We start from the raw sequence: 23269 nt of genomic DNA, 5'->3' as shown, positions 1-23269 counted from the left end.
CAACCGTCAGCGGCTGCCATAGGCTTGGTCGAGCAGGCCGCCGGCGGCAAAGTGCTCTTTCTGGATCTTGTCCCAGCCGCCGAAGACGTCTTCCACCGTCAGCAGGCGCACGTCCGGGAAATCGGCCTTGTATTTGGCGGCGACGGCTGCATCACGCACCCGGTTGCCGTTCTGGGCGAGGATATCCTGGCCCTCGGGCGTGTAGAGGAAGTCGAGATAGGTCTTGGCGAGATCGCGCGTGCCGTGCTGGTCGGCGACCTTGTCGACGATCGCCACCGGGAATTCGGCGAGCAGGCTGACCGAGGGCGTGACCTGCTCGAACTTGTCGTCGCCATACTCCTTGCGGATGCCGCGCGTCTCGGATTCGAAGGTGATCAGCACGTCGCCGATCTCGCGCTGCACGAAGGTTGTGGTCGCGGCGCGGCCACCCGTGTCGAAGATCGGCACATTGTTGAACAGCTTGGTGATGAACTCCTTCACCTCGGCGTCGTCGCCCTTGAAGGCTTCCTTGGCGTAGGCCGTGGCGGCCAGATAGGTGTAGCGCGCATTGCCCGATGTCTTCGGGTTGGGGAAGATCACCTGCACGTCGTCGCGCACCAGATCGTTCCAGTCCTTGATGTGCTTGGGATTGCCGGCACGCACAAGGAATGAAGGCAGCGAATAGAAGGGTGAGGCGTTGTTGGGGAAGTCCTTCTGCCAGTCGGCGGAGACCAGCCCTTTCTTGACCAGGAAATCGACATCGGTGACCTGGTTGAAGGTGACGACATCGGCGCCAAGCCCTTCGGCAATGGCGCGGGCCTGCGCCGAGGTGCCGGCATGCGACTGGTCGACTGTCACGCCCGGATGCCCGGCGACGAAGGCCTTGTTGACCTGGACGAACAGTTCGCGGCCGACGTCATAGGAGGCGTTGAGCAGCTTGTCGGCCGACCAAGCTTGGGAGGATGCGAGGAACAGGCCGGCAACGGTGGCAACGCCAAGGAAAAATCGCTTCATGAAAAGGCTCCGGATGCAATGCGTTATGGCTCGACCATAGCCGTGGCGCAGGGGGCGGGGCGAGGCATGGGTTCCAGAGCTTGGCGCTCGTCGCTAGAAAAACCGTTGCCCGAACTGGCGGATCGTAGCATTTTCTTTCAGGTGGGTTCGCTCTGTCTGGCCGGCCCCTTCAATCCCTCCTGGCAAGGCAACAAGTAGATACACATTGTGTATGCGAAGTGCTATGATGCCGGAAAGGAGTCCTCCATGACAAAGGCCGCCCCTGAGAACCACGCCAAGCCTGTCAATCTGCGTATCCGAGAGGACATGCGCATACTAATTGACCGCGCCGCGAAAATACGCGGGAAAACCCGCTCCGACTTCATGATCGACGCTGCCTACCGTTCGGCTGAGGAGACGCTGCTCGACCAGACCCTGATCAAGGTGGATCCGGAGAGTTACCGGCATTATCTCGACATCCTTGACAAATCGCCAAGCGGGGAGGGTTTTGCGCGCCTTATGAACGCGCCCAAGCCATGGCAGGACTGATGCTATCGGCGCCGGCGCCCCTGGCCGAAAACCACGATCTCGAACTTTTCCAAAGTGGGACTGAAAGCCTCGACCAATGGCTTCGCCGTAGGGCGCGGGCCAACCAAGTCGGTGGCGCGTCTCGGACTTATGTGGTGGCGGAAGGCGCTCGGGTTGTCGGCTATTACTGCCTGTCTTCGGGCGGGCTTGATCTTGCGGAGGCGCCTGGCCCCATCCGTCGCAACATGCCGGATCCCATCCCAATGGTCGTACTCGGGCGCCTTGCCGTGGACGCAAGCTGGCAAGGCAAGGGGCTGGGTGCCGCGCTCCTGCAAGACGCCGTTCTGCGCGCCGGCCACGCCGCGACGATCCTCGGGATTCGCGGCATTTTCGTTCATGCCATATCGGATGAGGCGAAAGCCTTCTACGAGCACTACGGCTTCGCGGCTTCTCCGAAGCATCCAATGACCTTGGTGCTATCGTTGAAGGGCCTGGTGAAAGCTTAGGTCACTGCCATCGGTCCGAGATGTGCCTTTGGCGTACCAAATCACCGTGGCCCTAGGCCGCGGGAAACAGCTTCCAACGCCCCGGACGGAACGCCACCCGGCTCTTCTGCGCCGCGGGATGTCCGACGGGCAGTTCGATCTCGACCCGCTGGCGTTCGCCGCCGATCTCGAGTTCGACGCGCCGGGTGCCGGCGACGCGGCGGCTGGCGGCGACCGTGCCGGCGATGCAGCCGCTGCAGCCATCGAGCAGTTCGACGTCGTGCGGGCGGAAATAGAGCGTCGCCTCGCCCTCGGGCGCGTGCGGCGCCGACAGCCCGATCGGGCGATCAGCGAGCCAGATTTCGCCATTCTCGACCTTGACGGGAAGCGAGCTCGATTCGCCGATAAAGCCGTAGACGAAGGGTGAGTTCGGCGTGTCATAGATATCGTCGGCGGTGCCGACCTGCTCGATGCGGCCCTGGCTCATCACCACGACGCGGTCGGCAAGTTCCAGCGCCTCTTCCTGGTCGTGGGTGACGAAGACGGTGGTGTGGCCGGTGCGGTCATGGATCTCGCGCAACCAACGGCGCAACTCGCGGCGCACCTGCGCATCGAGCGCGCCGAACGGCTCGTCGAGCAAAAGCACCTTGGGTTCGATCGCCATGGCACGCGCCAGCGCGACACGCTGGCGCTGGCCGCCGGAGAGCTGTGCCGGATAGCGCTTCTCCAGCCCTGAAAGCTGGACGAGGTCGAGTAGCTCGGAAGCGCGACGGCGGATTTCTGCTGCCGGCGGCCGCGAGGCCCCGTGCCGGACCTTCAGGCCGAAGCCGATATTGTCGGCCACCGTCATGTGCCGGAACAGCGCATAGTGCTGGAAGACGAAGCCGACATTGCGCTCTTGGATCGACTTCTGCGAAGCATCCTCGTCGCCGAAGAAGATCTTGCCGCGCGTCGGCCGTTCCAGCCCGGCGATCAGCCTGAGCAGCGTCGTCTTGCCGGAGCCTGACGGCCCCAGCAAAGCGATCAGTTCGCCCGACTTGATGTCGAGCGACACGTCATGGAGCGCTGGAAACCGCTCGAACTCCTTGCGCACGTTGGCAACGCGAACTTCCATTTACAAAACCTTTTTTGGTGGATGCATGTCGTTGTCCCAAAACCGGTAGCCACTTTTGGGCGACATGCATCAATGTCCGCGCGTCGCGGCGAGTTCGGCGCCGTAGCGCATCTCGAGCAGTGTTTTCAAGACCAGCGTGACGAGCGCCAGCCCGGCAAGCAGTGAAGCGACGGCAAAGGCACCGACGGCATTGTACTCGTTGTAGAGGATTTCGACATGCAGCGGCATGGTGTTGGTCAGGCCGCGTATATGGCCCGACACCACCGACACCGCGCCGAATTCGCCCATGGCGCGCGCGTTGCACAGCAGCACGCCGTAGAGCAGGCCCCATTTGACGTTGGGCAGCGTCACATACCAGAAGGTCTGCCAGCCATTGGCGCCAAGCGAAAGGGCGGCTTCCTCATCGCCATTGCCCTGTTCCTGCATCAGCGGGATCAGTTCGCGGGCGACGAAGGGGAAGGTGACGAAGACGGTGGCCAGCACAATGCCGGGCACGGCGAACAGGATCTGGATGCCGTGTGCCTTCAGCCACTCACCGAGCAGCCCTTGCGCCCCGAACAGCAGCACATAGACCAGGCCCGAGATGACCGGCGAGACCGAGAAGGGCAGGTCGATCAGCGTGGTGAGAAACGCCTTGCCCTTGAACTCGAACTTGGCGATCGCCCAGGCGGCGGAGATGCCGAAGACGACATTGAGCGGCACCGAGATCGCCGCGACAAGCAGTGTCAGGTGGATGGCCGAGCGTGCGTCCGGCTCGCCCAATGCCTGCGTATAGGCGCCGACGCCTTTTGCCAGCGCCTCGTGGAAGACGATGATCAGCGGCAAAAGCAGGAAGACGCCGAGGAAGACAAAAGCGATCGCCATCAGCACGGCCTGTGCCGGACGGCTCTCGGTCACCGCCGCCGAGCGGCTCTCATGGTAGGGTTCGTAGGATTTGATTTCGGGATCAGCCATAGCGCTTGCGGCTCCATGTCTGCACGAGATTGACGACCAGAAGCATGACGAACGACAGGGCCAGCATGATCGCAGCGATCGCGGTCGCCGCCGGGTAATTGTATTCCTCCAGCCGGATGACGATCAGCAGCGGTGCGATCTCGGATTTGTAGGGCAGGTTGCCGGCGATGAAGATGACCGAGCCGTATTCGCCGACGCCGCGCGCGAAGGCCAGCGAGAAACCGGTGATGATGGCCGGCGCCAGGCCCGGAAACAGCACGCGGGTGATGATCTGGAAGCGGCTGGCGCCAAGCGTGGCGGCGGCTTCCTCCACCTCCTTGTCGATCTCCTCCATGATCGGCTGCACCGTGCGCACGACGAAGGGCAGGCCGATGAAGACGAGCGCCACGACGATGCCGAGCGGCGTATAGGCGACCTTGATGCCGAGCGGCATCAGCAATTTGCCGATCCAGCCATTCGGCGCATAGAGCGTGGTGAGCGCAATGCCGGCCACCGCGGTCGGCAGGGCGAAGGGCAGGTCGACCATGGCGTCGACAATGCGGCGGCCGGGAAAGCGGTAGCGCACCAGTACCCAGGCGACGAGCGTGCCGAAGACGACATTGACGGCCGCCGCGAGGAAGGCGGTGCCAAAGCTGATTTCCAGCGCGTTGATGGTGCGGCGGTCGCTGGCGATCGCCCAGAATTCAGCCCAGCCGAGCGAGGCCGAGCGCCAGATCAGCCCGGACAGCGGAATGAGGATGATGAGGGTGAGGTAGGCAAGCGAGAAGCCGAGCGTCAATCCGAAACCCGGAATGACACTCGGCTGCCTGAATCGCCACCCCGCCTGCGCGGGTGCTGTGGTCATGGAGTTCTGGATCGTCCCTTCTTACTCAACAAGATTTTCGCTGAAAGAAGCCCATTCGCGGGCTTCTTCGGGCACTGCCCAACCTCACTGGGCCGGCTTGTAGATCTGGTCGAATATACCACCATCGCCGAAATGATAAGGCTGCGCCTTCTTCCAGCCGCCGAAAAGCGGATCGTCGATGGAGATCAGCTTGATGTCGGGGGTCTTGGGCAGATCCGCCGGCGCCACCAGTTCGGGCTTGGCCGGACGATAGTGGTTCTTGGCGATGATCGTCTGGCCTTCCTTGGAATAGAGCCAGCCGAGATAGGCTTCCGCCACCTTGCGCGTGCCCTTGGCATCGACATTGGCATCGACGATCGCCACCGGCGGCTCGGCCAGGATCGATGTCGGCGGATAGACGATCTCGAAATTGTCGGCACCGAATTCGTCGAGCGCCAGATAGGCGTCGTTTTCCCAGCCGATCAGCACGTCGCCGATGCCCTTTTGCGCGAAGGTGACGGTCGAGCCGCGCGCGCCGGTGTCGAGAACCGGGGCATTGGCGTAAAGCTTGCCGACGAATTCCCTGGTTTTGGCTTCGTCGCCGCCATCATGGGCGTTGGCGTAGGCCCAGGCGGCGAGATAGTTCCAGCGGGCGCCACCCGAGGTCTTCGGATTGGGGGTGATCACCTGGGTGCCATCCTTGACCAAGTCGCTCCAGTCGTGGATGCCCTTGGGATTGCCCTTGCGGACCAGGAAGATGATGGTCGAGGTGTAAGGCGCTGAATTGTTTTCGAATTTCTTGCGCCAGTCGGGATTTACCTTCTTCGATTTGGAGACGATGGCGTTGATGTCGCCTTCGAGCGCCAGCGTCACTACGTCGGCGTCGAGGCCGTCGATCACGGCGCGCGCCTGGGCGCCCGATCCGCCATGCGACTGCTGGATGGTTACCGTCTCGCCGGTCTCGGCTTTCCAGTGTGCGGCGAAGGCCTCGTCATAGGCCTTGTAGAGCTCACGCGTCGGATCATAGGACACGTTTAGGATGGTGGTGTCGGCGAACGCGAAACCGAGCGTGCCGAACTGGACAGATGTGGCGACCAGTGCGCCGAGCAGTTTCCGGAAATGAGGTTTGGTCATTTCTGCCTCCGTTGAACCGCGCCAAATCTAGCGAATTGATAGAAATTAGATGCATCGAATGTTGCCTTTTTTGTCCTCCTGAAGAAAATCTTCGACGATCTTCGGTCGCATGGGGAAATATTTTCCTCGCCGGCGCTCGGCGCGGATTCGAGGTTCTATCTAGGGATGCGCGGTGCCGAGGCAAGGCGCGCTGGTCCGGCAAATCACTCGGCGCTCACCGGGAAATCGAAGCGCTGGGTGGGAAAGGGCTCATGCCGGAGCGTATAGTGCCACCATTCGCGCGCGTAGTTCTTGAAGCTGCCGGCACGCATGGCCTCGACGAGCAGCCTGCGGTTTGCTGTCGCTTCATTGCCGAGCGGGCGATGCGCCGTCTCGCTCATCGGGTCGAAACAGTCGAAACCGCTGCCGAAATCGAGCGTATCGGCATCGATGGCGCCGCAAGCGGATTTGGCGACGGATGGGCCGTCGGCCCGCGCGATCGCGACATCGACGGTCGAACCGCGCGAATGGGTCGACAGTTCGCCGACATAACCTTTGGCGATGAGGTCGCCACGCCGAACCCCGGGATACCATCGCGGATCGGGCGGCCCGCCATGTCGCGTCCAGTCGCCCATATCGGCGACGGCACGGGCAGGGCGGTAGCAGTCGAAGACCACCAGCGTCAGGCCTTTCGCGGCGATGGCCTGCTGGACGCCGGCAAGAGCTTGCGCCGCCTGCAAGGTGAGAATGCAGACAGGTGCATCGTAGCCGGTCACCTTGCGGTGCAGGAAATTGTCCGATCCGGCGTAGCGGATGTCCTGATAGATCGACGGGGCGATATCGGCGAGGCGGACGAAGCCGGCGGGCAGGGGGTCGGCAAGTGCCGGCAGAACGGGAGCGACAACCGTCAGCGCGAAAAAGCCAACGCGCAGAATCGCCTGGCGCACTCTATTCAACGAACACTTTCACGCTGGCCGCTCGCCCGGCCGCGTCGATCACGGTCAGCGTCGAATAGCCGGCGCCGTCCGGTTGCCAGGTCGCGGTACGGCGGCGGTCGAGGCCAACCAGCGGTTTGCCGTTCGCAAGCCAGCGGAACGGCGCACGGCCGCCTTGCAGTTTGAGCACCAGCGGCGTGGCGTCGGCGGAATTCGTGGCGAGGTCGACGCGGGCGCCGTCCGGCGGGAAGATGATTGTCGGCGCGGGCTCGGTCGGCGTCGCCTGCACCAGGCCATCGGCGCCGGCGCCGAAGCGGGCAAGCGTCACCGGCAGGTCCTCGCGCTTGGGGGTGAAGGCGCCGGGCGGCTTGCTCGGCAGCGGCACGGTGGCAAGGCCCGAGCGGACAAAGCCCTCGAACAGGATGGGGGCGGCCGAGACGTAGCCGGAAAGGCCCGGCACGGCGCTGGCATCGGGACGCCCGACCCAGACACCCAGTACATAGCGGCCGTCGAAGCCGACCGACCAGGCGTCGCGGTAGCCGTAGGAGGTGCCGGTCTTGTAGGCGATGCCGCGCTGCAAGGCGCCTTCGGGTGGCTTGACCCCCGACAAGATGTCGATGATCTGCCAGTTCGCCTGATCGTTGAGGATGGTGGCGGTGGTGCGCTCGGCATTGGCCGGCTCGGTGCCGTCATGCAGCGTGTGCGTCTTGCCGCCATTGGCGAGCCCCGTATAGAGCTGGACCAGGTCGCGCAGCGTGACGCCGACGCCGCCGAGGCCGATGGCCAGGCCCGGCGCCTCGTTGATCGGCAGGATCGGGTTGACGCCGGCTTGGCGGAAGCGCGCGGTCAGCCGCGCCGGACCGACCGCGTCGAGCACGCGGATCGCCGGCACGTTGAGCGACAATTGCAGCGCCTGGCGGACGCTGACATCGCCCTGATAACCCATGTCGAAATTCTTGGGCCGGTAGCCGCCGAAATCGACCGGGCTGTCCTCGATCAGCGTTTCCTGCGCCACCAGCCCCTGTTCGAAGGCGAGGCCATAGATGAACGGCTTCAGCGTCGAGCCGGGCGAGCGCACGATCTTGGTCATGTCGATCCAGCCGGAACGGCTGGCATCGAAGAAATTGGCCGAGCCGACTTCGCCGAGAATCTCGCCGGTGCGTGAATTGGCCAGCACCATGGCGACGGACAGACGCGGTCCAAGCTTGGTCGCGGCGTCGCGCGCCACCTGTTCCAGTCCTTCCTGGACGCTTTTGCGGATCGTGAGTTTGAGCGGCTGGCCGGGGACGGCCCTGGGCAGCATCGCATAGGCGGCGTGCGGGGCAAGCGCCGGCAAGGTGCGGCGCAGGCCCGACACGTCGTCAAGCGCGGCGCGCGCGGCCTCGCTTTCGCCGATCAGGCCCGAGGAGACCATGCGGGTCAGCACACGGTCACGGGCGGCGTGGGCGATTGCCAAGTTGCGGTCGGGCCGGCGCTTCTCCGGCAATTGGGGCAAGGCGACGAGCAGGGCGGCTTCGGAGACGGTGAGCCGCTTCGGCTCCTTGCCGAAATAGGCAAGCGAAGCGGCGCGCACGCCTTCGAGGTTGCCGCCATAGGGAGCCAGCGTCAGATAACGTTCGAGGATCTCGCGCTTGGACAGCCGCCGCTCGATCTGGATGGCGCGCAGCATCTGCTTGATCTTGGAGCCGAGGCTGCGGCTTTCGCGCGGCTCGATCAGGCGGGCCAACTGCATCGACAGGGTCGAGCCGCCGGAGACGATGTGGCCGCTGGTGATGAGCTGGCCGGCGGCGCGGCCAAGCGCCAGCACGTCGACGCCCTGATGGTCCCAGAAGCGCTTGTCCTCATAGGTGACCAGCATGTCGACGAACTGCTTGTCGACCTGGTCGAGCCGGGTTTCGAGCCGCCAGTAGCCGTCCGGCGTGGCGAAGGCGCGCAACAACTGGCCATCGCGGTCTTGGACTTCGGTTGAGACCGTGAGTTCCGCCGGCAAGGGTGGCGGGAAAGAGCGGTCGAGTTCCCACAGGGTGGCGACCGATAGCGCGAGGATGCCGGCGCAGGAAGCTGCCGTTATGGCGGTGCGGCGAAGGAATTTCTTGGAAAACATGGCGCCGCCCCTCATTGCCCTGCCGGCACGACGGCCCTTCGGGCGTTCGCCGTTCGAAAAGCCAAGCAATTGGCTTTTCGTCCGCTGCGCGGACCACGGCTCACCTCCCCGTACAGAGACGGGGAGAAAGGAGCCTTCACCGAGGCTTTCGCCAATTTCCAAAGTTGCAGAATCGGCGCTGACGACTGCGGCAGTCCCCTTCTCCCCGTCTCTATACGGGAAGAAGGTGCCGGCAGGTGGATGAGGGGCAGCGCCGTCGTCCTGTTCATGTTCACCAACAACGCCTTACGGTGCCTTGATCTCCATCATGCCGGTGGCGGTGCGGGCCGAATATTGCGGCCGGTACATGTCTTCCACCGTCGCCGCCGGATGGGCGTAGGTGCCCGGCGTCACGGCGCGCACGACATAGGCGAGCGTCAGATTGTGGTCGTGATCGCCGTCGGCCGGGTTGAACGCCGCGACGAAACGGTCGTCGCGGAATTCGAGATGAGCGGCGTCGGTCTGCGCCAGCCAGGAGAAGTTCGTCAACTGGGCGCTGGAGACCAGGCCGGGATTGTCGATCTCGAAGCCGGCCGGCAACAGGTCGGTGACCAGCAGGCGCGACGGCCAGCTGTTCTGCTCGGTGACCTTGAGCACGACGACATAGCGTTCGTTCTGGGTTGCCTCCGTCACATTGGCTTCGGTGCCGTCGAGCTTGTAGTAGGTGCGGCTGATGGTGAAGCCGTCACCGCCGGCCGGCAGGGGCTGGATCGGCGACGCCACGGTGGTGACGACGGCCTGCAGCGGGGTCTTGCCGGTGTTGGCGATTTCGAGCGGGCTGTCGACCAGTTCGGAGCCGTTGACCTGGTTGGAATAGCCGCCCGAATGCGGCGCGCCATTGACGGAGAGCGCAATCGAGTCATTGCCTTCTTTCAGCGCGCGGGCCGCCAGAAGCATCCAGGAATCGTCCTGGGTGCTGGTCCAGCGGGCTTCGGCGCGTTGCCTGGTCACCAGCTTGATCAGCTCCGGCACGACCGACGACACCGGCTTCGATTCCGCCGCCAGCGACAGCATCGCCGCGCCGTCACGCAGCGCCGAACCGTAGTCTGAGCGGTACCAGTCGTAGTCGGTGCTCGATTTGGCGAGCTGCAGCGCGGTCTTGAACGTCGCCTCCGAGCGCTGGGTGTCGCCGTAGAGCGCAAGGCTCGCCGCAAGCTGGGCAACGGCCATGGGGCTCGAGAAGGCTTCGAGCTGGGTGTCGGCATAGTAGCGCAGATCGCCGATCGAGGCCTTCTTGTTGCGGGCCAGGACGTAGAGGGCGTAGGCGATCTCGCTGCCGCGGTCCTGTACGCTCTGGTCGTAGCCGAGCGAGTTCTGCAGATTGCTTAGCGCCTGGTTCATGGCAAGCGCTGGCACGTCGTACTTCTGCTCGCGCGCCCTGGTCAGGAACTCGCTGACATAGGCGTCGAGCCACAGATCGCCGGAGCCCGGGCCCCACAGGCCGAAGCTGCCGCTCGAGGACTGGTAGCTCAAGACCTTGTAGATGGCATCCTGGATACGGCCATGCAGGTCGGGGTCGCTTTCCATGCCGATGCCCGAGGCCATCTCATTGACATAGAGAAGCGGCATGGCGCGGCTGGTGGTCTGCTCGGCGCAACCATAGGGGTAGCGATCGAGCGTCATCAGCAGCGAGGGCACGTCGAAGGCAGCCGCCTGCGAAACGCCGACGCTGACGGAAGCACCCTCAAGCAGGCTTGCCGCCAGCAGTTCCTTGTCGACGCGCAGCGCGCCGCCATTGCCCTTGAGGTCGACCACAAGGCGCGTGGTGACCGGCAATTGCGCCGGGCGCACCGGCACGTAGAGCGTCTGCTCGACCTTGGTGCCGTCGGCGTGCGCCAGCTTGATGGTGAGCGAGGCATTACCCGGCGTCTTGGCGATCAGCGGCACGGTCAGCGTCTGGCGCTTGCCCTGGGCGAGCGTCAGCTTCTGGGGCAAGGGCTTGTCGCCCGTCGACAGGTCGCCTGTCGTGTCGATCGAGAAGGCATAGTCGCCGGCCGGGCCGTCGGTGTCGGCCACGTCAAGCCGCATGACGGCATTGTCGCCGGGCGCCAGGAAGCGCGGCAGGCCGGCGGTGATGACCACCGGGTCGCGCACGATCACATCCGACTGGGCATGGCCGACCGCTTCCTTGGTCCAGGCGACAGCCATGACGCGCACGGTGCCATTGAACTGCGGGATGTCGAAGTCGATCCGTGCCTTGCCGTCGGCGTCGAGCTGGACCGGGCCGGAGAAGAAGGCGACCAGCTTTTCGGTGGGCGGGCTGCCTTGCGCCTGCATGTTGGCGCCGTCACCGCCGGTCCTGAGCTTGCCGGTGGTGCCGAGCGAACCGTCGATCAGGCGGCCATAAATGTCACGGATCTCCATGCCCAGCATGCGCTGACCGAAGAACCAGTTCTCCGGGTCCGGCGCCTTGTAGTTGGTCAAATTGAGGATGCCGACATCGACGGCGGCGACCATGACATAGGCGTTGGTCCCTGGCTGCACGCCGGCCACGGAAACCGGGATCGACAGCTGCTGGCGCGGCATGGTCTTGTCCGGCGGCGTCAGCGTGACCGCGAGCTTCTTGGCGCCCGGATCGACCGTCAGCCATTTCACGCCGATGGCGCGGGCCGGCATGCGCGTCTCCTGCGCATCGCCCGGCCGGAACAGGGTTGCCGTGACATAGGCGCCGGCGCCCCAGTCGTCACCGACGGGAATGTCGACGGTGCTGCCGCCGGCTGGCACGGTGGCCGTGATGGTCTTCAACAGCTTGTCGGATCCGATGTTGATCAGAAGTTCGCCGGCAAAATGCGGCGAGACCTTCAGCTTGGCCACTTCGCCCGCGGCATAATTGTCCTTGTCGAGAGCGATTTCGAGGCCGTCAGGCGTTTCGGTGGTGGTCGAGGCGACATACCAGCCGGCGTCGAACTCATAACTGGTCGCGGGACCCTCGGGGTCCGAGGTCTCGACCTCGAGCCGGTACTGGCCCCAATCGACCGGCACGGAGACGGTGGCGTCGCCATCGGCGCCGAGGTCGATCTGGCCATTGGCGATCGATTTGGTGAAGGTCACCGGTTCGTAGCTCCACGAATTGTTGGAGCGGTACCATTGGTAATTGCGTTCGACCTTGACCAGCGTCCACTGCGCGCCTTTCAGCGCCTCGCGCTTGCCGGCCGGATCGACCGCGATCAGGCTGAACTTGGCCGTGCCGCCCTGCGGCACCTCATCGTCGGCGAAGTCCGGACGGATGCCGATCATATGGCCTTGCGGGCGGATACCGATGTTGAGCGAGCGCTCGATGGCGCGGCCGCCGGTTTCGCGCATGCGCACCGTCACCTTGCCGTCGACCAGCTTGGTGGTCGAGGGCAACTGGTCGACGGTAACAGGGAAGGTCGCCTTGCCGTCATCGCCAACCACCGGCAGGTTGGTCAGCGGCGTGACCGTGGGCTCGGCCGACTGCTCATCGGCGAGGCCGAAGGAGAAGTTGGGGAAGCGGTCCCAGTCGCGCGCCGTCGACAGCGTCAGCTCGCCTTCCAGCGCCAGGCCCGCCGCCGGCGCGCCATAGAGGAAGCGGCCGTCAATGTTGATGTTGGCGGTTTCGCCGCGCTCGATCTCCTGCTTGTCGGCCTTCATGTCGAATTCGATGCGATCCGGCACGAAATCCTCGACCAGGAACATCTGGCTGGCGACCGCCGGCTGCTTCGGGTCGGTGTAGATCGACACCGACCAGGTGCCGCGCATGGCATTGGGTTCTAGCGGCAGGTCGACGGCATGGCCGCCGGCCGAAGCGCCGTCGCTGACGATGCGGCGGTCCTCGACGCCGTCGGGACGCGAGAAGATGAAGGTCAGCGGCAGGTTCTCGACCGCCTTGGCGGCGCCATCGCGGGCAAGGGCCGCGACATGGACATCCTCGCCGGCGCGGTAGATGCCACGCTCGGTCCAGGCATAGACGTCGAGCGCGCCGGGCGCCGCGCGCCCGGTGACGCCGCGGTCCGACAGATCGAAGCCGGCCTTGGACATGTCGAGGAAGACGAAATCATTGTCGCCCTGCTTGGCCATCAGCACGGCCGGCACCATGCCGCCGTCGCCGCGCGTCAGGCCGGGATTGAAGACGGCATGGCCGTCGGCATCCGATGTCGCGGTGCCGAGAACCTCGTTGTTCCTGGCAACCAGCGTCAGTTCGGCGCCGGCGATCGGCTTGGCCGAGCCCAGCGAACGGGCAAAGACATTGAGCCCGTCCTGGCCGGTATAGGTCGACAGGCCGATGTCGGAGACGACGAACCACTGCGTGGCCAACGAATTGTAGTCGTCGCCTTTGCCGTCGACGGCCTGTGCGGTCAGCACATAGACGCCGGGCTTGCGCTGCGGCAGCGCTTCGTCGACCGGGAAGGAGGTGGTGACCTCCTTGTTGAGGTCGTTGACGATGTCGAGCTTGCCATGCCAGACCGGGGCGCCCATCTGCTCGGAAATGTTGGAAATATCATAGCCGTCGAGCTGGTGCAGGAACTGGTAGCCCGACAGAAGCTGCGCCAGCGAACGATCGCCGATGCGGTAGAGCTTCATCTCGGCGGCGTTCATGTTGACGGTGACGACCGGAATGCCGCGGCGCGCGCCGGACGGCAGCACGAAACTGTCACCGGTGAAGCGGGCGGAAGGGGCGCGGTCCTGCACATAGATCGACAGCACCACGGGAGCGGCGGTCACTTCGCCGATGGCCGCCGGCAGGCCGGCGCGGAAGGTGACATCATAATGCTGGCCGTGTTCGAGGCCTTCGACGCAGATCTGCTTGTCCTTGGCCTCGACGCCCTTCGGCGGCGCATTGTCGACGGTGACGAACTGCGCGTAGTCGACGCCGGTCTTGACCAGTTCCTCGGAGAATTGCGCGCAGATGCGGGGCGCGCTGGTGTCGGCATCGACGCTGTGGTCGACGACACGAAAACCCTTGCGGGCCTTGAGATCGGCATAGTCGGCCTGCACGGCCGGCGACGTCACGAGCGCAAGGCTCGCCTCATAGGCCTGCAGGGCCGGGCGGTAGAGATCGCGCTTGTCGAGGCCGGCGCCAAGCAGCGCCAGCACGTCCGCGCGGGTCTTGGTGGTGCGCAAGAGCTTATAGGCGTTGAAGGCGGCCGAAGTGGCGTTCATCGGCAAGGTCGAGGCTTCGGAGGTGTTGGCGGCGGGCTGCACGGCCAGCGTTTCACGCGCCAGATTGAGCCAGAGCTGGCCATCATCGGGCATCACCGAGACCGCAGCCTCGTATTTCTGCATCGCGGAGCGATGGTCGCCGGTCAGCATGGCCTGTTCGGCCGAGTTGATCAGGGCGGCCATGCCTTCGGTCGGCTTGTCGAAGGCCGGGCCAAGCAGCCTGTTGCGGTATTGCTGGGCCTGGTCGGCCATCCAGTTGGGGAAGAAGGTCAGTTCCGGCGGCGCGCCGATATCGGGATCGCCGTCAATGTTGACGACCTTGCCGGCGACCGCGCCGTTGAACGGTTTCAGTTGGTTGTAGTCGGATTTGAGAAAGCACCATTTGGCCTTGGTGTTGTAGGTGAAGGCGCGGCAGGCCCGATCGCCAAGGCATGTCGTCTTGCACTGGTCGAGGGTGACATTCTGGTCGGATCTGAGATCAAAGCCGAAATAGTCGGAATTGTCCGTCGTTGCGATTCGCCGGGCCTCGGCCGCTTGCGCGACACCAATCCAGGCCAAGACATTGGCCCAGGCGAAGAAGAGAAGGATCAGGATCGACAGACCACGAGCCGCGCGCATTGCCATAACACCCTCCAGACAATTGCAGACGTCCAGGCATGTTCAAGCTTCAGTCAAGCTTGTCAACGCAGGACGCGGCAGGGTTCCGCCTGCCAACGGTTTCCTTTCCGGCCGATGACCGGTAGTACCTCCATAGGACAGGGGATCACGCATTCTTGCGGCGACGCAAAAGGTGTGAATTCCAAGCCCGTCCTATTTCAGACAATTGGATTGTGGCCCCTTTACGAGCGCTTCAGAACTTCATTCCAATTTTAGTTTTGTAACCTAGGTTGTCTTAATGCCGGCGCATGAAGAGCAGATGTCAGGAGGGACCGCGCCAGGGCGCGTGCTTCCGCGCGCCCTGCTTTTGGCCATGATGTGCGTGAGCGTGCTGGCCGCCGAATCAAGTCCTGCGGCCGCGTTCGAGCTTTTCGGCATCAAGCTGTGGGGATCGTCCAAAGACCAGGACGCCGATATCGTCGATCCGCTGCGCTACGCCGTGACCATCACCGCGCCCGATGCCGACAAGGATCTGGTCAAGAAGCTCGAAAACGCCTCGGCGCTGAAGGGCGACGAGGATCGGCCGGTTTCCGGTTCGCTCGGGCTGATGGCCAAGGCGCGCAGCGACCGTGAACAACTGGTTGCCGCCCTTTACGCCGATGCCCGCTACGAAGGCGTGGTCACCATCACCATCGACGGCAAGCCGCTCGACGACTTGCCGCCGGACGCCGAATTCAAGGGCCCGCAGCCGATTCCGGTGGCGATCACCGTCTCCGCTGGCCCCAAATTCACGCTTGGCGATATCAGGCTGGAGGGCGACGCGGCGGGGTTGATGAGCGCCGATTACGGCTTGATATCCGGCGGTGACGCCGGATCCGGCGCCGTCCTCAAGGCCGAGGCGCTGATCGTGCGGACGCTGAAGGAGCAGGGCAGGCCGCTGGCCAAGGTGACCGACCGGCAGATTGTCGCCGACCATACCACCTCGACGCTGGACGTGACACTGACGGTCGCGGCCGGGCCGGTCGCCGGCTATGGCGCGACCACGGTGGAGGGTACCGAGAAGGTCGATCGCGACTTCACCGAATACATGACCGGGCTGAAGCGTGGCAAACAGTACTCGCCGCAGGAGATCAGCGACGCGCGCGACCGGCTGCTGGCGCTGGAGGTCTTCAACAGCGTCACCTTCAAGGAAGCCGACAAGCTCGACGCCGACGGCAACATTCCGATCGGCGTCCAGGTCAGCGAGCGCAAGCCGCGCTATTTCGGCCTGGGCGGCACCTTCTCGAACACGGAAGGGCTGGGCCTGGAAGGCTATTGGGGACACCGCAACCTGTTTGGTCACGCCGAAAAGCTGCGCATTGATGGCGCCATCAGCGGCATCGGCAGCAACAATCTGTCCGATCTGAACTACAATGCCGGTATCATGTTCGAGAAACCCGGCGTGATCGGGCCGGCGTCGAAGTTCTTTGCCAGCTTCAAGACGGTGCTCGAGCATCCGGATGCGTATGACCATTTCTCGGTCAAGGGCAGCACCGGCCTGTCCTACGAACTCGACAAGAAGCAGACGGTCTCGGCGGAAGTGGCGCTCGACTATTCCAGGATCACGGATGCGTTCGGCAAGCACACCTACCTCATCGCCAGCGTTCCCCTGCAATATGTCTACGACAACAGGGATAGCAGGCTGAACCCGACTAGGGGCTTCCGGGTGCTGGCCTATGCCGAGCCGAGCTACGACATATTGAGCGGTGCCGCCTTCCTCAAGCTGAAGGGCGAGGGATCGGCCTATCAGTCGCTGGATACGGCGTCGAAATTCGTGCTGGCCGAGCGTGTCGCCATCGGATCGATCGTCGGGACCGGGCTGCAGAACGTTCCGGCCGACCGGCGCTTCTACTCCGGCGGTGGCGGTTCGGTGCGTGGCTATGCCTATCAGGGCATCGGCCCGAAAGACTTCACCGGCCAGCCGATCGGCGGCCTGTCCTTCTTCGAGACCTCGGTCGAAATGCGCATCGCGGTCACCGACACGATCGGTATCGTGCCGTTCGTCGATGCCGGCACGGTGTCGACCAAGTCGGTGCCCAACTTCTCCGACGTCAAGGTCGGCGCCGGTGTCGGCCTGCGCTACGTCACGCCGTTCGGCCCGCTGCGCATCGATGCGGCCGTGCCGCTCAACCGCGATCCCAGCGATCCGCATTTCGGCATCTACGCAGGCATCGGGCAGGCGTTCTGACATGAAGACGGTGTGGCGCATCCTTCGCATTGTCCTCTACACGCTGCTGATCGTGGTCGCGGGCGCCATCGGCGCGCTCGTTGTCCTGACCAAGACAGAGCGCGGACGCGACAATCTCGCCGGCATCATTTCGCGACTGGCTTCGAACGACGACCGCAAGATCACGGTCAGCGGCATTGACGGCATCTGGTCTGGCGCGCTCAGCGTCGACCATGTGGTGCTGGAAGACCGCCAGGGCGCCTGGCTGGTGGCGCGCAAGGTTGCCGTCGACTGGTCACCGTTTGCGCTTTTGTCGAAAAGCTTCAGCGCCGACCGCATAGCCGCCGAGCGCATCGAACTGGCACGCCTGCCGGTGGCGGGCACACAGCCGCCGGCGCAGGGCGGCACGACGACGCTGCCGGTTTCCATCGACATCAGGCAGATCGACCTGCCGGAAATCGCGCTTGGCCAGCAACTGGCCGGCAGCGGCATCGCCGAACTCGCCGCCAAGGGGATGCTCAAGGCCGACGCGGCGCCCCTGGCGGTCGAGACGGTGCTCAACGTCACCCGCCATGACGGCAAGCAAGGCAATGTCGACGCCAAGATCCACTTTGCACCGGCAGACAACAGGCTCGACCTCGACCTCAAGGCCTCGGAGCCGGCCGGCGGCATCATCGCCAATCTGCTCAAGCTGACCGATACGCCGCCGGTCGAAATAGCCGTCTCGGGCACGGGACCGCTTGCCAACTGGAATGGCATCGCCACATTCATGGTCGACGGTAAGATCGTCACGCAACTGACGGGCCGTCATCAGCTCACCGACAAGGGCAACCACGTCGAGGCCAAGGGCGACGGCGAGTTCGCGCCCTTCCTGCCGGAAAATCTGAGGCCGCTGTTTACGGGCAAGACCAGCTTCGATGTCGCAGGCACCGCCACATCGGCCGGCGGCATTAGCGTCGATCGGGCTAGTATCGAAAGCGACGCCATCCATGGCTCCGCGACCGGCATCGCCGATCCGGCCGGCGCCAGCGATCTGTCGGTCGAAATCGCGGCCAAAAGCGCGCCGGTGCAGATCGTTGTTGGAAGTGCGGCGCAACCGATCACCATTGCGATCAGGAACGCCACCGCCCGCGCCTTCGGCGACGGCAAGGCGCCGATCGTCGACATCGGTGCCTCGTTGGCTTCAGTGGTGGCGGGCGGCACTCAGCTCAACGATATTTCGGCGCAGATCCACTCCGACGGCTTCGACATCCCGAACCGCGCCGGCCCGGTCGCCGTCAAGCTGACGGCGGGCGGGCTGAAGACCGACGTGGCGACGCTGGCGCCGCTGGTCACCGGCAAGGTCGATGTCGACCTGGCGGGATCGCTGAGCAAGGACGCCATCGCCATCGACCAGGGCACGCTGCGCTCCGATGCGCTCAACGCCTCGCTGACCATGACGGTGGCGCTTGCGGATCTGTCGATGCAGCTCAAGATGAATGCCGATGCGGTGTCGACCGCCTTGCCGCCGCAGATCAGTTCCGTGCTCGGCGAGCGGGTGAAGTTCTCGGCCGCCGCGACGCGCGATCCGCAAGGGGCCTTTGCCGCCAATTCGATCTCGTTGACCTCCGGCTCGCTCAGCGCCAGCGGCACCGCCAGCGCGCAAGGCACCGACATCCAGGCCGACATCAAGGGCACGCTAGGCGATGTTTCGGTGCTGTCGCCGATGGTCGGCGTGCCGGTGGCCGGCGGCGTCAATTTCGCCCTTTCGGCAAGCGGCGCCAGGACGGCGCCGGATTTCACCATCTCCGCCGACAGCGACAGCCTGACGGCCTCGGGCCGCACGGTGAAGGCGATCAAGCTGACGGCAAGCGGCAAGGCCGACATAACAAGCCCCTCGGCCGATGTTTCGCTGACCGGGTCGGTCAATGACCAGCCGCTCGATATCAAGGCGGCGCTGGTGACCAGCGAGGGCAAGCGCTCGATCAACGGTTTCCTGGTCTCGCTCGGCGACAACAAGGTTTCCGGCGACCTGGCGCTCGATGACAAGCTCATGCCGCTCGGCACGCTGACGCTCGCCGCACCGGCAATCGACCAGCTGGCGGCACTCGCCGGCCAGGCCGTGACCGGCGACATCAACGGCACCATCCTCTTTGCCAAGGACGGCGACGCGCCCTCCGTCACCATCGATGCGAAAAGCACGTCGGTCGCACGTGGCGAAGTGACGGCCAAGGCGATCGCCATCAACGCGCTCATCGCCAACTATCTCAAGGCGCCGGCGATCTCGGGCACCATCAAGGCCGACAGCGTAACCTCAGGCGCCACCGAAATCAGCGGCATCGGCGTCGACCTGAAGCGTGACGGCGAGTGGACCAATTTCACCGGCGGCGCCACGATCGCGGGCATTCCGGCGACCGCCGCCGGCCGAGTCAAGATCGCTGAGGGCACCACCAGCGTCGAGATCGCCTCGGGCGAAGCCACGGTTCGCGGCATCAAGGCGGCAATCGCTGCACCCTCGACGCTGAGCATCGCCAACGGCACGACCAGCATCGAGAAGCTGGCGCTCGATGTCGGCGGCGGTTCGGTGACGCTGTCGGGCAGCGCCGGCCAGACGCTCGATCTCGCGGCACAGTTCTCCGCGCTGCCGGCGGCCCTGGCCAATGACTTTGCCCCCGAGCTCGATGCGGCGGGCACGCTCGGCGGCGCCGCGCAAGTGACCGGGTCGCCATCCGCTCCCGAAGTTCGGTTCAACGCGCAGCTTGAGGCCGCCGAAACCAGCCAGACCCGCCAGGCCGGGCTCGGGCCGCTTGCGGTCGATGCGGCCGGTGTCTACACCCTGGCCGGCGGCGTCGTCCTCGACCATGCGACGCTGTCCGGCGACAAGATTTCCGGCGAGGCCTCCGGCACCATCAATCCGAATGGCGCCAGCGATTTTGCCCTCGACCTTACATCGTCGGGACCGAGCCTGCCGCTGACGGTCGGAAGCGCCGAGAGCCCGGTGAAGCTCGAGATCCGGTCCTTGTCGGCGAAGGTGGCGGGTGAGAGCACGCAGGCCCGCCTTGACGTCTCCGCGATCCTGCCGTCAGTCACCACCAGCCCGGCGAAGGTGGACGGGCTTGTCCTGGCACTGCACTCGGATGCGTTCGATCTCAAGAACCGCGCTGGACCGGTTTCCGGCACAGTGTCGGTGGACAAGGTCGGTCTCGACAATGCCGCCATAGCGCCGCTCATCGCCGGCAAGGTGACGGCCGCGCTGAACGCCCGGCTGACGTCGGACGGCGTCGCCATCGACAGCGGCTCGCTCAAGAGCGATGCGCTGAACAGCCAGGTCGCCGGGCAGGTGTCGTTGCGCGATGGCGCCATCGACCTCAAGCTGAGTGCGGATGCCCCGTCATCGGCTTTGCCGGCGGCGGCGCGCGGCATGCTTGGCGAGCGTGCGCAGATCAGCGCCACGCTGAAGCGCGATCCTAACGGCAGCATCAATGTCGACGGGCTGAAGCTGGTCTCGGGCGGACTGACCGCACAGGGGCAGGCGAGCCTTGCCGACAACAAGCTGGCCGCCGACATCACCGGCGCCCTTGCCGATATCTCGCCGCTGTCGAAGGACGCCAAGGGCGCCATTGCGTTTGCGCTGAACGCACAGGGCCCGGCCATCGCCCCCGATCTGTCGCTGACGGTCAACAGCGATCGGCTTTTGGTGGCGGAGCGCGAGATCACCGGACTGAAGCTCACCGCCACCGGCAAGGCGGATGCCGCCAACCCGGCCGCGAACGTGCAACTGACCGGCAACGTCGCGGGACAAGCCTTGCAGGGCAGCGCGGTGCTGGCGACGTCGGATGGCAAAAGCGCCATCAACGGCCTGCTCCTGTCGCTGGGCAAGAACCGGATTTCCGGCGATCTGGCGCTGGACGACAAGTTCGTACCCGAAGGCACCATCTCGCTCGACCTGCCCGATATCGGCCCGCTCGCCGCGTTGGCGCTGGAAAAGGCGGAGGGCGACGTGCGTGGCACGATCGCCTTCACGAAGAACGGTGCCGCACCTCAGGTCGCCATCAAGGCGGCCACCGCCTCGATCACGCGCGGCGATCTCCAGGCGAAGGCGGTTTCCATCGATGCGCTGATCGCCAATTATCTCGCCGCACCGGTGATTTCGGGCAATATCCGCGCCGACACCGTCACATCGGGCGGCATCGTGATCAGCGGCATCGATGTCGACCTGAAGCGCGACGGCGACTGGACCGGCTTTTCCGGTGGCGCCACGGTCAAGGGCATTCCGGCCAAGGCCGCCGGCCGCGTGAAGGTGGCCAATGGCACGACCACCATCGAACTCACTTCCGGCCAGGCGACCGTCCAGGGCATCAGGGCGGCCATCGCCCAGGCTTCGACGGTCAGCATCGCCAACGGCACGACGACGCTGGACCGGCTGGTGCTCAACCTTGGCGGCGGCACGGCGACGGTGACCGGCAAGGTCGGGCAGGCGCTCGACATCAATGCGGCGCTGGCCAAGGTGCCGATGTCGCTCGCCAACGGTTTCTCGCCGGGGCTCGATGCCGCCGGTTCGATTTCCGGCACGGTGAAGGTGACGGGCGCGCCGGCGAGCCCTTCCGTAGCCTTCAATATAGACGCGGCCGGCGTGCAGACGTCGCAGACCCGAGGCGCCGGTATCGGCGCGGTGAGCGTGTCCTCCTCCGGTACCTTTGCCGGCAACAAGCTGACCTTCAACGCCAATGTCGGCGATGGCGCCGGCCTTGGCCTCAAGGGCGGCGGCACGGTGACGACGGCGGGCACGCCGGCGCTGGTGCTCGACTTCAATGGCGCCGTGCCGTTCGGCATGCTCAGCCAGAAGCTTGCCGCGCAGGGCTTGTCGCTGTCGGGAACGGCCACCGTCAATGTCCAGGTGCGTGGCCCGGCGACGTCGCCTGTCATCGGCGGCAGCGTCAGCACATCGGGCGCGCGGCTGGTCGATGCCCGCTCGGGCCTTGCCGTCAACGATCTGGCGGCCGACGTCTCGATCGGCGGCGGCGTCGCCAGGATCAACCGGCTGACCGGAACATTGTCGACGCGCGGCAGCCTGTCGGCCAGCGGCACGGTCGGCATCAACCCGGCGCAAGGGTTTCCGGCCGACCTGTCGATCAAGCTCACCGACGGGCGCTATACGGACGGACGCGTGGTGACCGCCAATCTCGGCGGCGACCTGACGATCAAGGGACCGCTGGTATCGGCACCGGTGATTGCCGGCACCGTCAATCTGGCCAAGACCGTCATCACGGTTCCGGACAAATTGCCGGGCTCGCTCTCGGCGCTCGACGTCAAGCACAAGAACGCGCCCGCCGCCGTCAGGGCGCAGGACAAGGCGCTGCGGCCGCCAACGACGTCGGGCAAGAGCGGCGGTAGCGGGCTTGCGCTCGACGTCACCGTCAATGCGCCGAACCAGATCTTCATCCAGGGCAGGGGCGTCGATGCCGAATTCGGCGGCTCGCTCAAGCTGACCGGGCCGGCCTCGTCGCCACAGGCGGTCGGCACCTTCACCTTGCAGCGCGGCCGGCTGTCGATCCTGGGCAAGCGGCTGACCTTCACCGAGGGAACGGTGGGTTTCTCCGGCTCGCTGGTGCCCTATCTCAACCTGACGGCGACCACGACGACCGCCAGCGCCACCGTCACCATCGTGGTGTCGGGCGAGGCGACCAATCCTAAGTTCACCTTCTCCTCGGTGCCGGCGCTGCCCGAGGACGAGGTGCTGGCGCAATTGATCTTCGGCCGGTCCATGTCGAACCTGTCGCCGCTGCAGATCGCGCAACTGGCCGAAGCGGCCGGGCAACTGGCCGGTGTCGGCGGCTCGACGTCGCTGCTTGAGAATCTGCGTAGCGCCATCGGCGTCGACGATCTCGACGTCACCACCGACGACAAGGGCGGCACGGCGGTCTCGGCCGGCAAGTACCTGAACGACCGCACCTACGTGACCATCCAGAAGGGCGACAAGCCCGGTTCGGGCAAGGCCACCATCGACCTCAACGTCGGGCGTGGCGTCAAGTTGCGCGGCGAGGCGACGGACGCCGGCGAGGCCAAGGGCGGCATCTTCTACGAAAAGGAATATTGAGGGCCTGGCCCTCACCATGGCCGGGACTGGCGCTGTCGTAACCCATGCCAATGTCTCAGTTTAATCGCCTTGAGTAGATTTTGGCGAAATCTGGGCGCACTAGCAATTTTGCGTCAAGACTGTCGCTATCGCGCGTACCGCTCCCTTTTCAAAGTTGCACATTCGTCAACATGTTCCCAATCCAAGCCGTCTTTGACATCAT

General features: G+C 64.9%; 12 protein-coding genes. 4 read left to right on the top strand and 8 right to left on the bottom strand.

Translation table 11 applies throughout. From position 1 onward, the window contains the following. Nucleotides 1–6: 6 nt before the first annotated feature. Nucleotides 7–993: a sulfate ABC transporter substrate-binding protein gene (locus ACLGL5_RS28220; protein ID WP_069092518.1), complete on the bottom strand. Its 987-nt coding sequence runs from the start codon at nt 991–993 to the stop codon at nt 7–9. A gap of 246 nt (nt 994–1239) precedes the next feature. On the opposite strand from ACLGL5_RS28220, the gene ACLGL5_RS28215 reads away from it, so the two are divergent. After that, the gene (locus ACLGL5_RS28215; RefSeq protein ID WP_069092517.1) at nt 1240–1521 is read left to right on the top strand and encodes a type II toxin-antitoxin system TacA family antitoxin; all 282 of its coding nucleotides are present in this window, start codon (nt 1240–1242) and stop codon (nt 1519–1521) included. Further along, nucleotides 1521–2006 carry a GNAT family N-acetyltransferase gene (locus ACLGL5_RS28210; RefSeq protein ID WP_069092516.1) on the top strand — a complete coding sequence of 162 codons (486 nt, stop codon included), beginning with the start codon at nt 1521–1523 and terminating at the stop codon, nt 2004–2006. Before ACLGL5_RS28215 ends, ACLGL5_RS28210 begins: the two co-directional genes overlap by 1 nt. 52 nt (nt 2007–2058) lie before the next feature. On the opposite strand, the gene ACLGL5_RS28205 is transcribed toward ACLGL5_RS28210, so the two are convergent. The 7 genes from ACLGL5_RS28205 to ACLGL5_RS28175 form a co-directional block, all read right to left on the bottom strand. Continuing rightward, nucleotides 2059–3099, bottom strand: coding sequence for a sulfate/molybdate ABC transporter ATP-binding protein (locus ACLGL5_RS28205; RefSeq protein WP_019859197.1), 1041 nt, complete (start codon nt 3097–3099; stop codon nt 2059–2061). Nucleotides 3100–3168: 69 nt separating this feature from the next. Beyond that, nucleotides 3169–4053, bottom strand: a complete 885-nt coding sequence (cysW, locus tag ACLGL5_RS28200; protein WP_019859196.1) for a sulfate ABC transporter permease subunit CysW — start codon at nt 4051–4053, stop codon at nt 3169–3171. Beyond that, nucleotides 4046–4897: a sulfate ABC transporter permease subunit CysT gene (cysT, locus tag ACLGL5_RS28195; RefSeq protein WP_019859195.1), complete on the bottom strand. Its 852-nt coding sequence runs from the start codon at nt 4895–4897 to the stop codon at nt 4046–4048. Before cysT ends, cysW begins: the two co-directional genes overlap by 8 nt. An 84-nt stretch (nt 4898–4981) precedes the next feature. Continuing rightward, a complete protein-coding gene (locus tag ACLGL5_RS28190; RefSeq protein WP_069092515.1) occupies nt 4982–6010 on the bottom strand; it encodes a sulfate ABC transporter substrate-binding protein in 1029 nt (342 codons plus the stop codon). Nucleotides 6011–6213: 203 nt separating this feature from the next. Continuing rightward, nucleotides 6214–6945, bottom strand: a complete 732-nt coding sequence (locus tag ACLGL5_RS28185) for a M15 family metallopeptidase (RefSeq protein WP_083246793.1) — start codon at nt 6943–6945, stop codon at nt 6214–6216. Further along, nucleotides 6938–9028, bottom strand: coding sequence for a penicillin-binding protein 1C (pbpC, locus tag ACLGL5_RS28180; RefSeq protein ID WP_494372808.1), 2091 nt, complete (start codon nt 9026–9028; stop codon nt 6938–6940). Before pbpC ends, ACLGL5_RS28185 begins: the two co-directional genes overlap by 8 nt. Before the next feature lie 285 nt (nt 9029–9313). Continuing rightward, nucleotides 9314–14812: an alpha-2-macroglobulin family protein gene (locus ACLGL5_RS28175; protein WP_069092514.1), complete on the bottom strand. Its 5499-nt coding sequence runs from the start codon at nt 14810–14812 to the stop codon at nt 9314–9316. A gap of 271 nt (nt 14813–15083) precedes the next feature. Here ACLGL5_RS28175 and ACLGL5_RS28170 point away from each other — a divergent pair, with 271 nt between their 5' ends. Then, nucleotides 15084–17012: an autotransporter assembly complex protein TamA gene (locus ACLGL5_RS28170; protein ID WP_069092513.1), complete on the top strand. Its 1929-nt coding sequence runs from the start codon at nt 15084–15086 to the stop codon at nt 17010–17012. 1 nt (nt 17013) lies between these two features. Then, the gene (locus ACLGL5_RS28165) at nt 17014–23067 is read left to right on the top strand and encodes a translocation/assembly module TamB domain-containing protein (protein ID WP_069092512.1); all 6054 of its coding nucleotides are present in this window, start codon (nt 17014–17016) and stop codon (nt 23065–23067) included. Nucleotides 23068–23269: the final 202 nt, after the last annotated feature.

The organism is Mesorhizobium sp. U510 (assembly GCF_059180695.1).
Note: the sequence above shows the minus strand (reverse complement) of the source record. Positions and strands in the feature narration are given on the sequence as shown.

What these genes read in the sequence shown, in the direction of transcription:
- ACLGL5_RS28220 (WP_069092518.1), bottom strand. Translation starts at nt 993, where the DNA reads ATGAAGCGATTTTTCCTTGGCGTTGCCACCGTTGCCGGCCTGTTCCTC.
- ACLGL5_RS28215 (WP_069092517.1), top strand. Translation starts at nt 1,240, where the DNA reads ATGACAAAGGCCGCCCCTGAGAACCACGCCAAGCCTGTCAATCTGCGT.
- ACLGL5_RS28210 (WP_069092516.1), top strand. Translation starts at nt 1,521, where the DNA reads ATGCTATCGGCGCCGGCGCCCCTGGCCGAAAACCACGATCTCGAACTT.
- ACLGL5_RS28205 (WP_019859197.1), bottom strand. Translation starts at nt 3,099, where the DNA reads ATGGAAGTTCGCGTTGCCAACGTGCGCAAGGAGTTCGAGCGGTTTCCA.
- cysW (WP_019859196.1), bottom strand. Translation starts at nt 4,053, where the DNA reads ATGGCTGATCCCGAAATCAAATCCTACGAACCCTACCATGAGAGCCGC.
- cysT (WP_019859195.1), bottom strand. Translation starts at nt 4,897, where the DNA reads ATGACCACAGCACCCGCGCAGGCGGGGTGGCGATTCAGGCAGCCGAGT.
- ACLGL5_RS28190 (WP_069092515.1), bottom strand. Translation starts at nt 6,010, where the DNA reads ATGACCAAACCTCATTTCCGGAAACTGCTCGGCGCACTGGTCGCCACA.
- pbpC (WP_494372808.1), bottom strand. Translation starts at nt 9,028, where the DNA reads ATGTTTTCCAAGAAATTCCTTCGCCGCACCGCCATAACGGCAGCTTCC.
- ACLGL5_RS28175 (WP_069092514.1), bottom strand. Translation starts at nt 14,812, where the DNA reads ATGGCAATGCGCGCGGCTCGTGGTCTGTCGATCCTGATCCTTCTCTTC.
- ACLGL5_RS28170 (WP_069092513.1), top strand. Translation starts at nt 15,084, where the DNA reads ATGCCGGCGCATGAAGAGCAGATGTCAGGAGGGACCGCGCCAGGGCGC.
- ACLGL5_RS28165 (WP_069092512.1), top strand. Translation starts at nt 17,014, where the DNA reads ATGAAGACGGTGTGGCGCATCCTTCGCATTGTCCTCTACACGCTGCTG.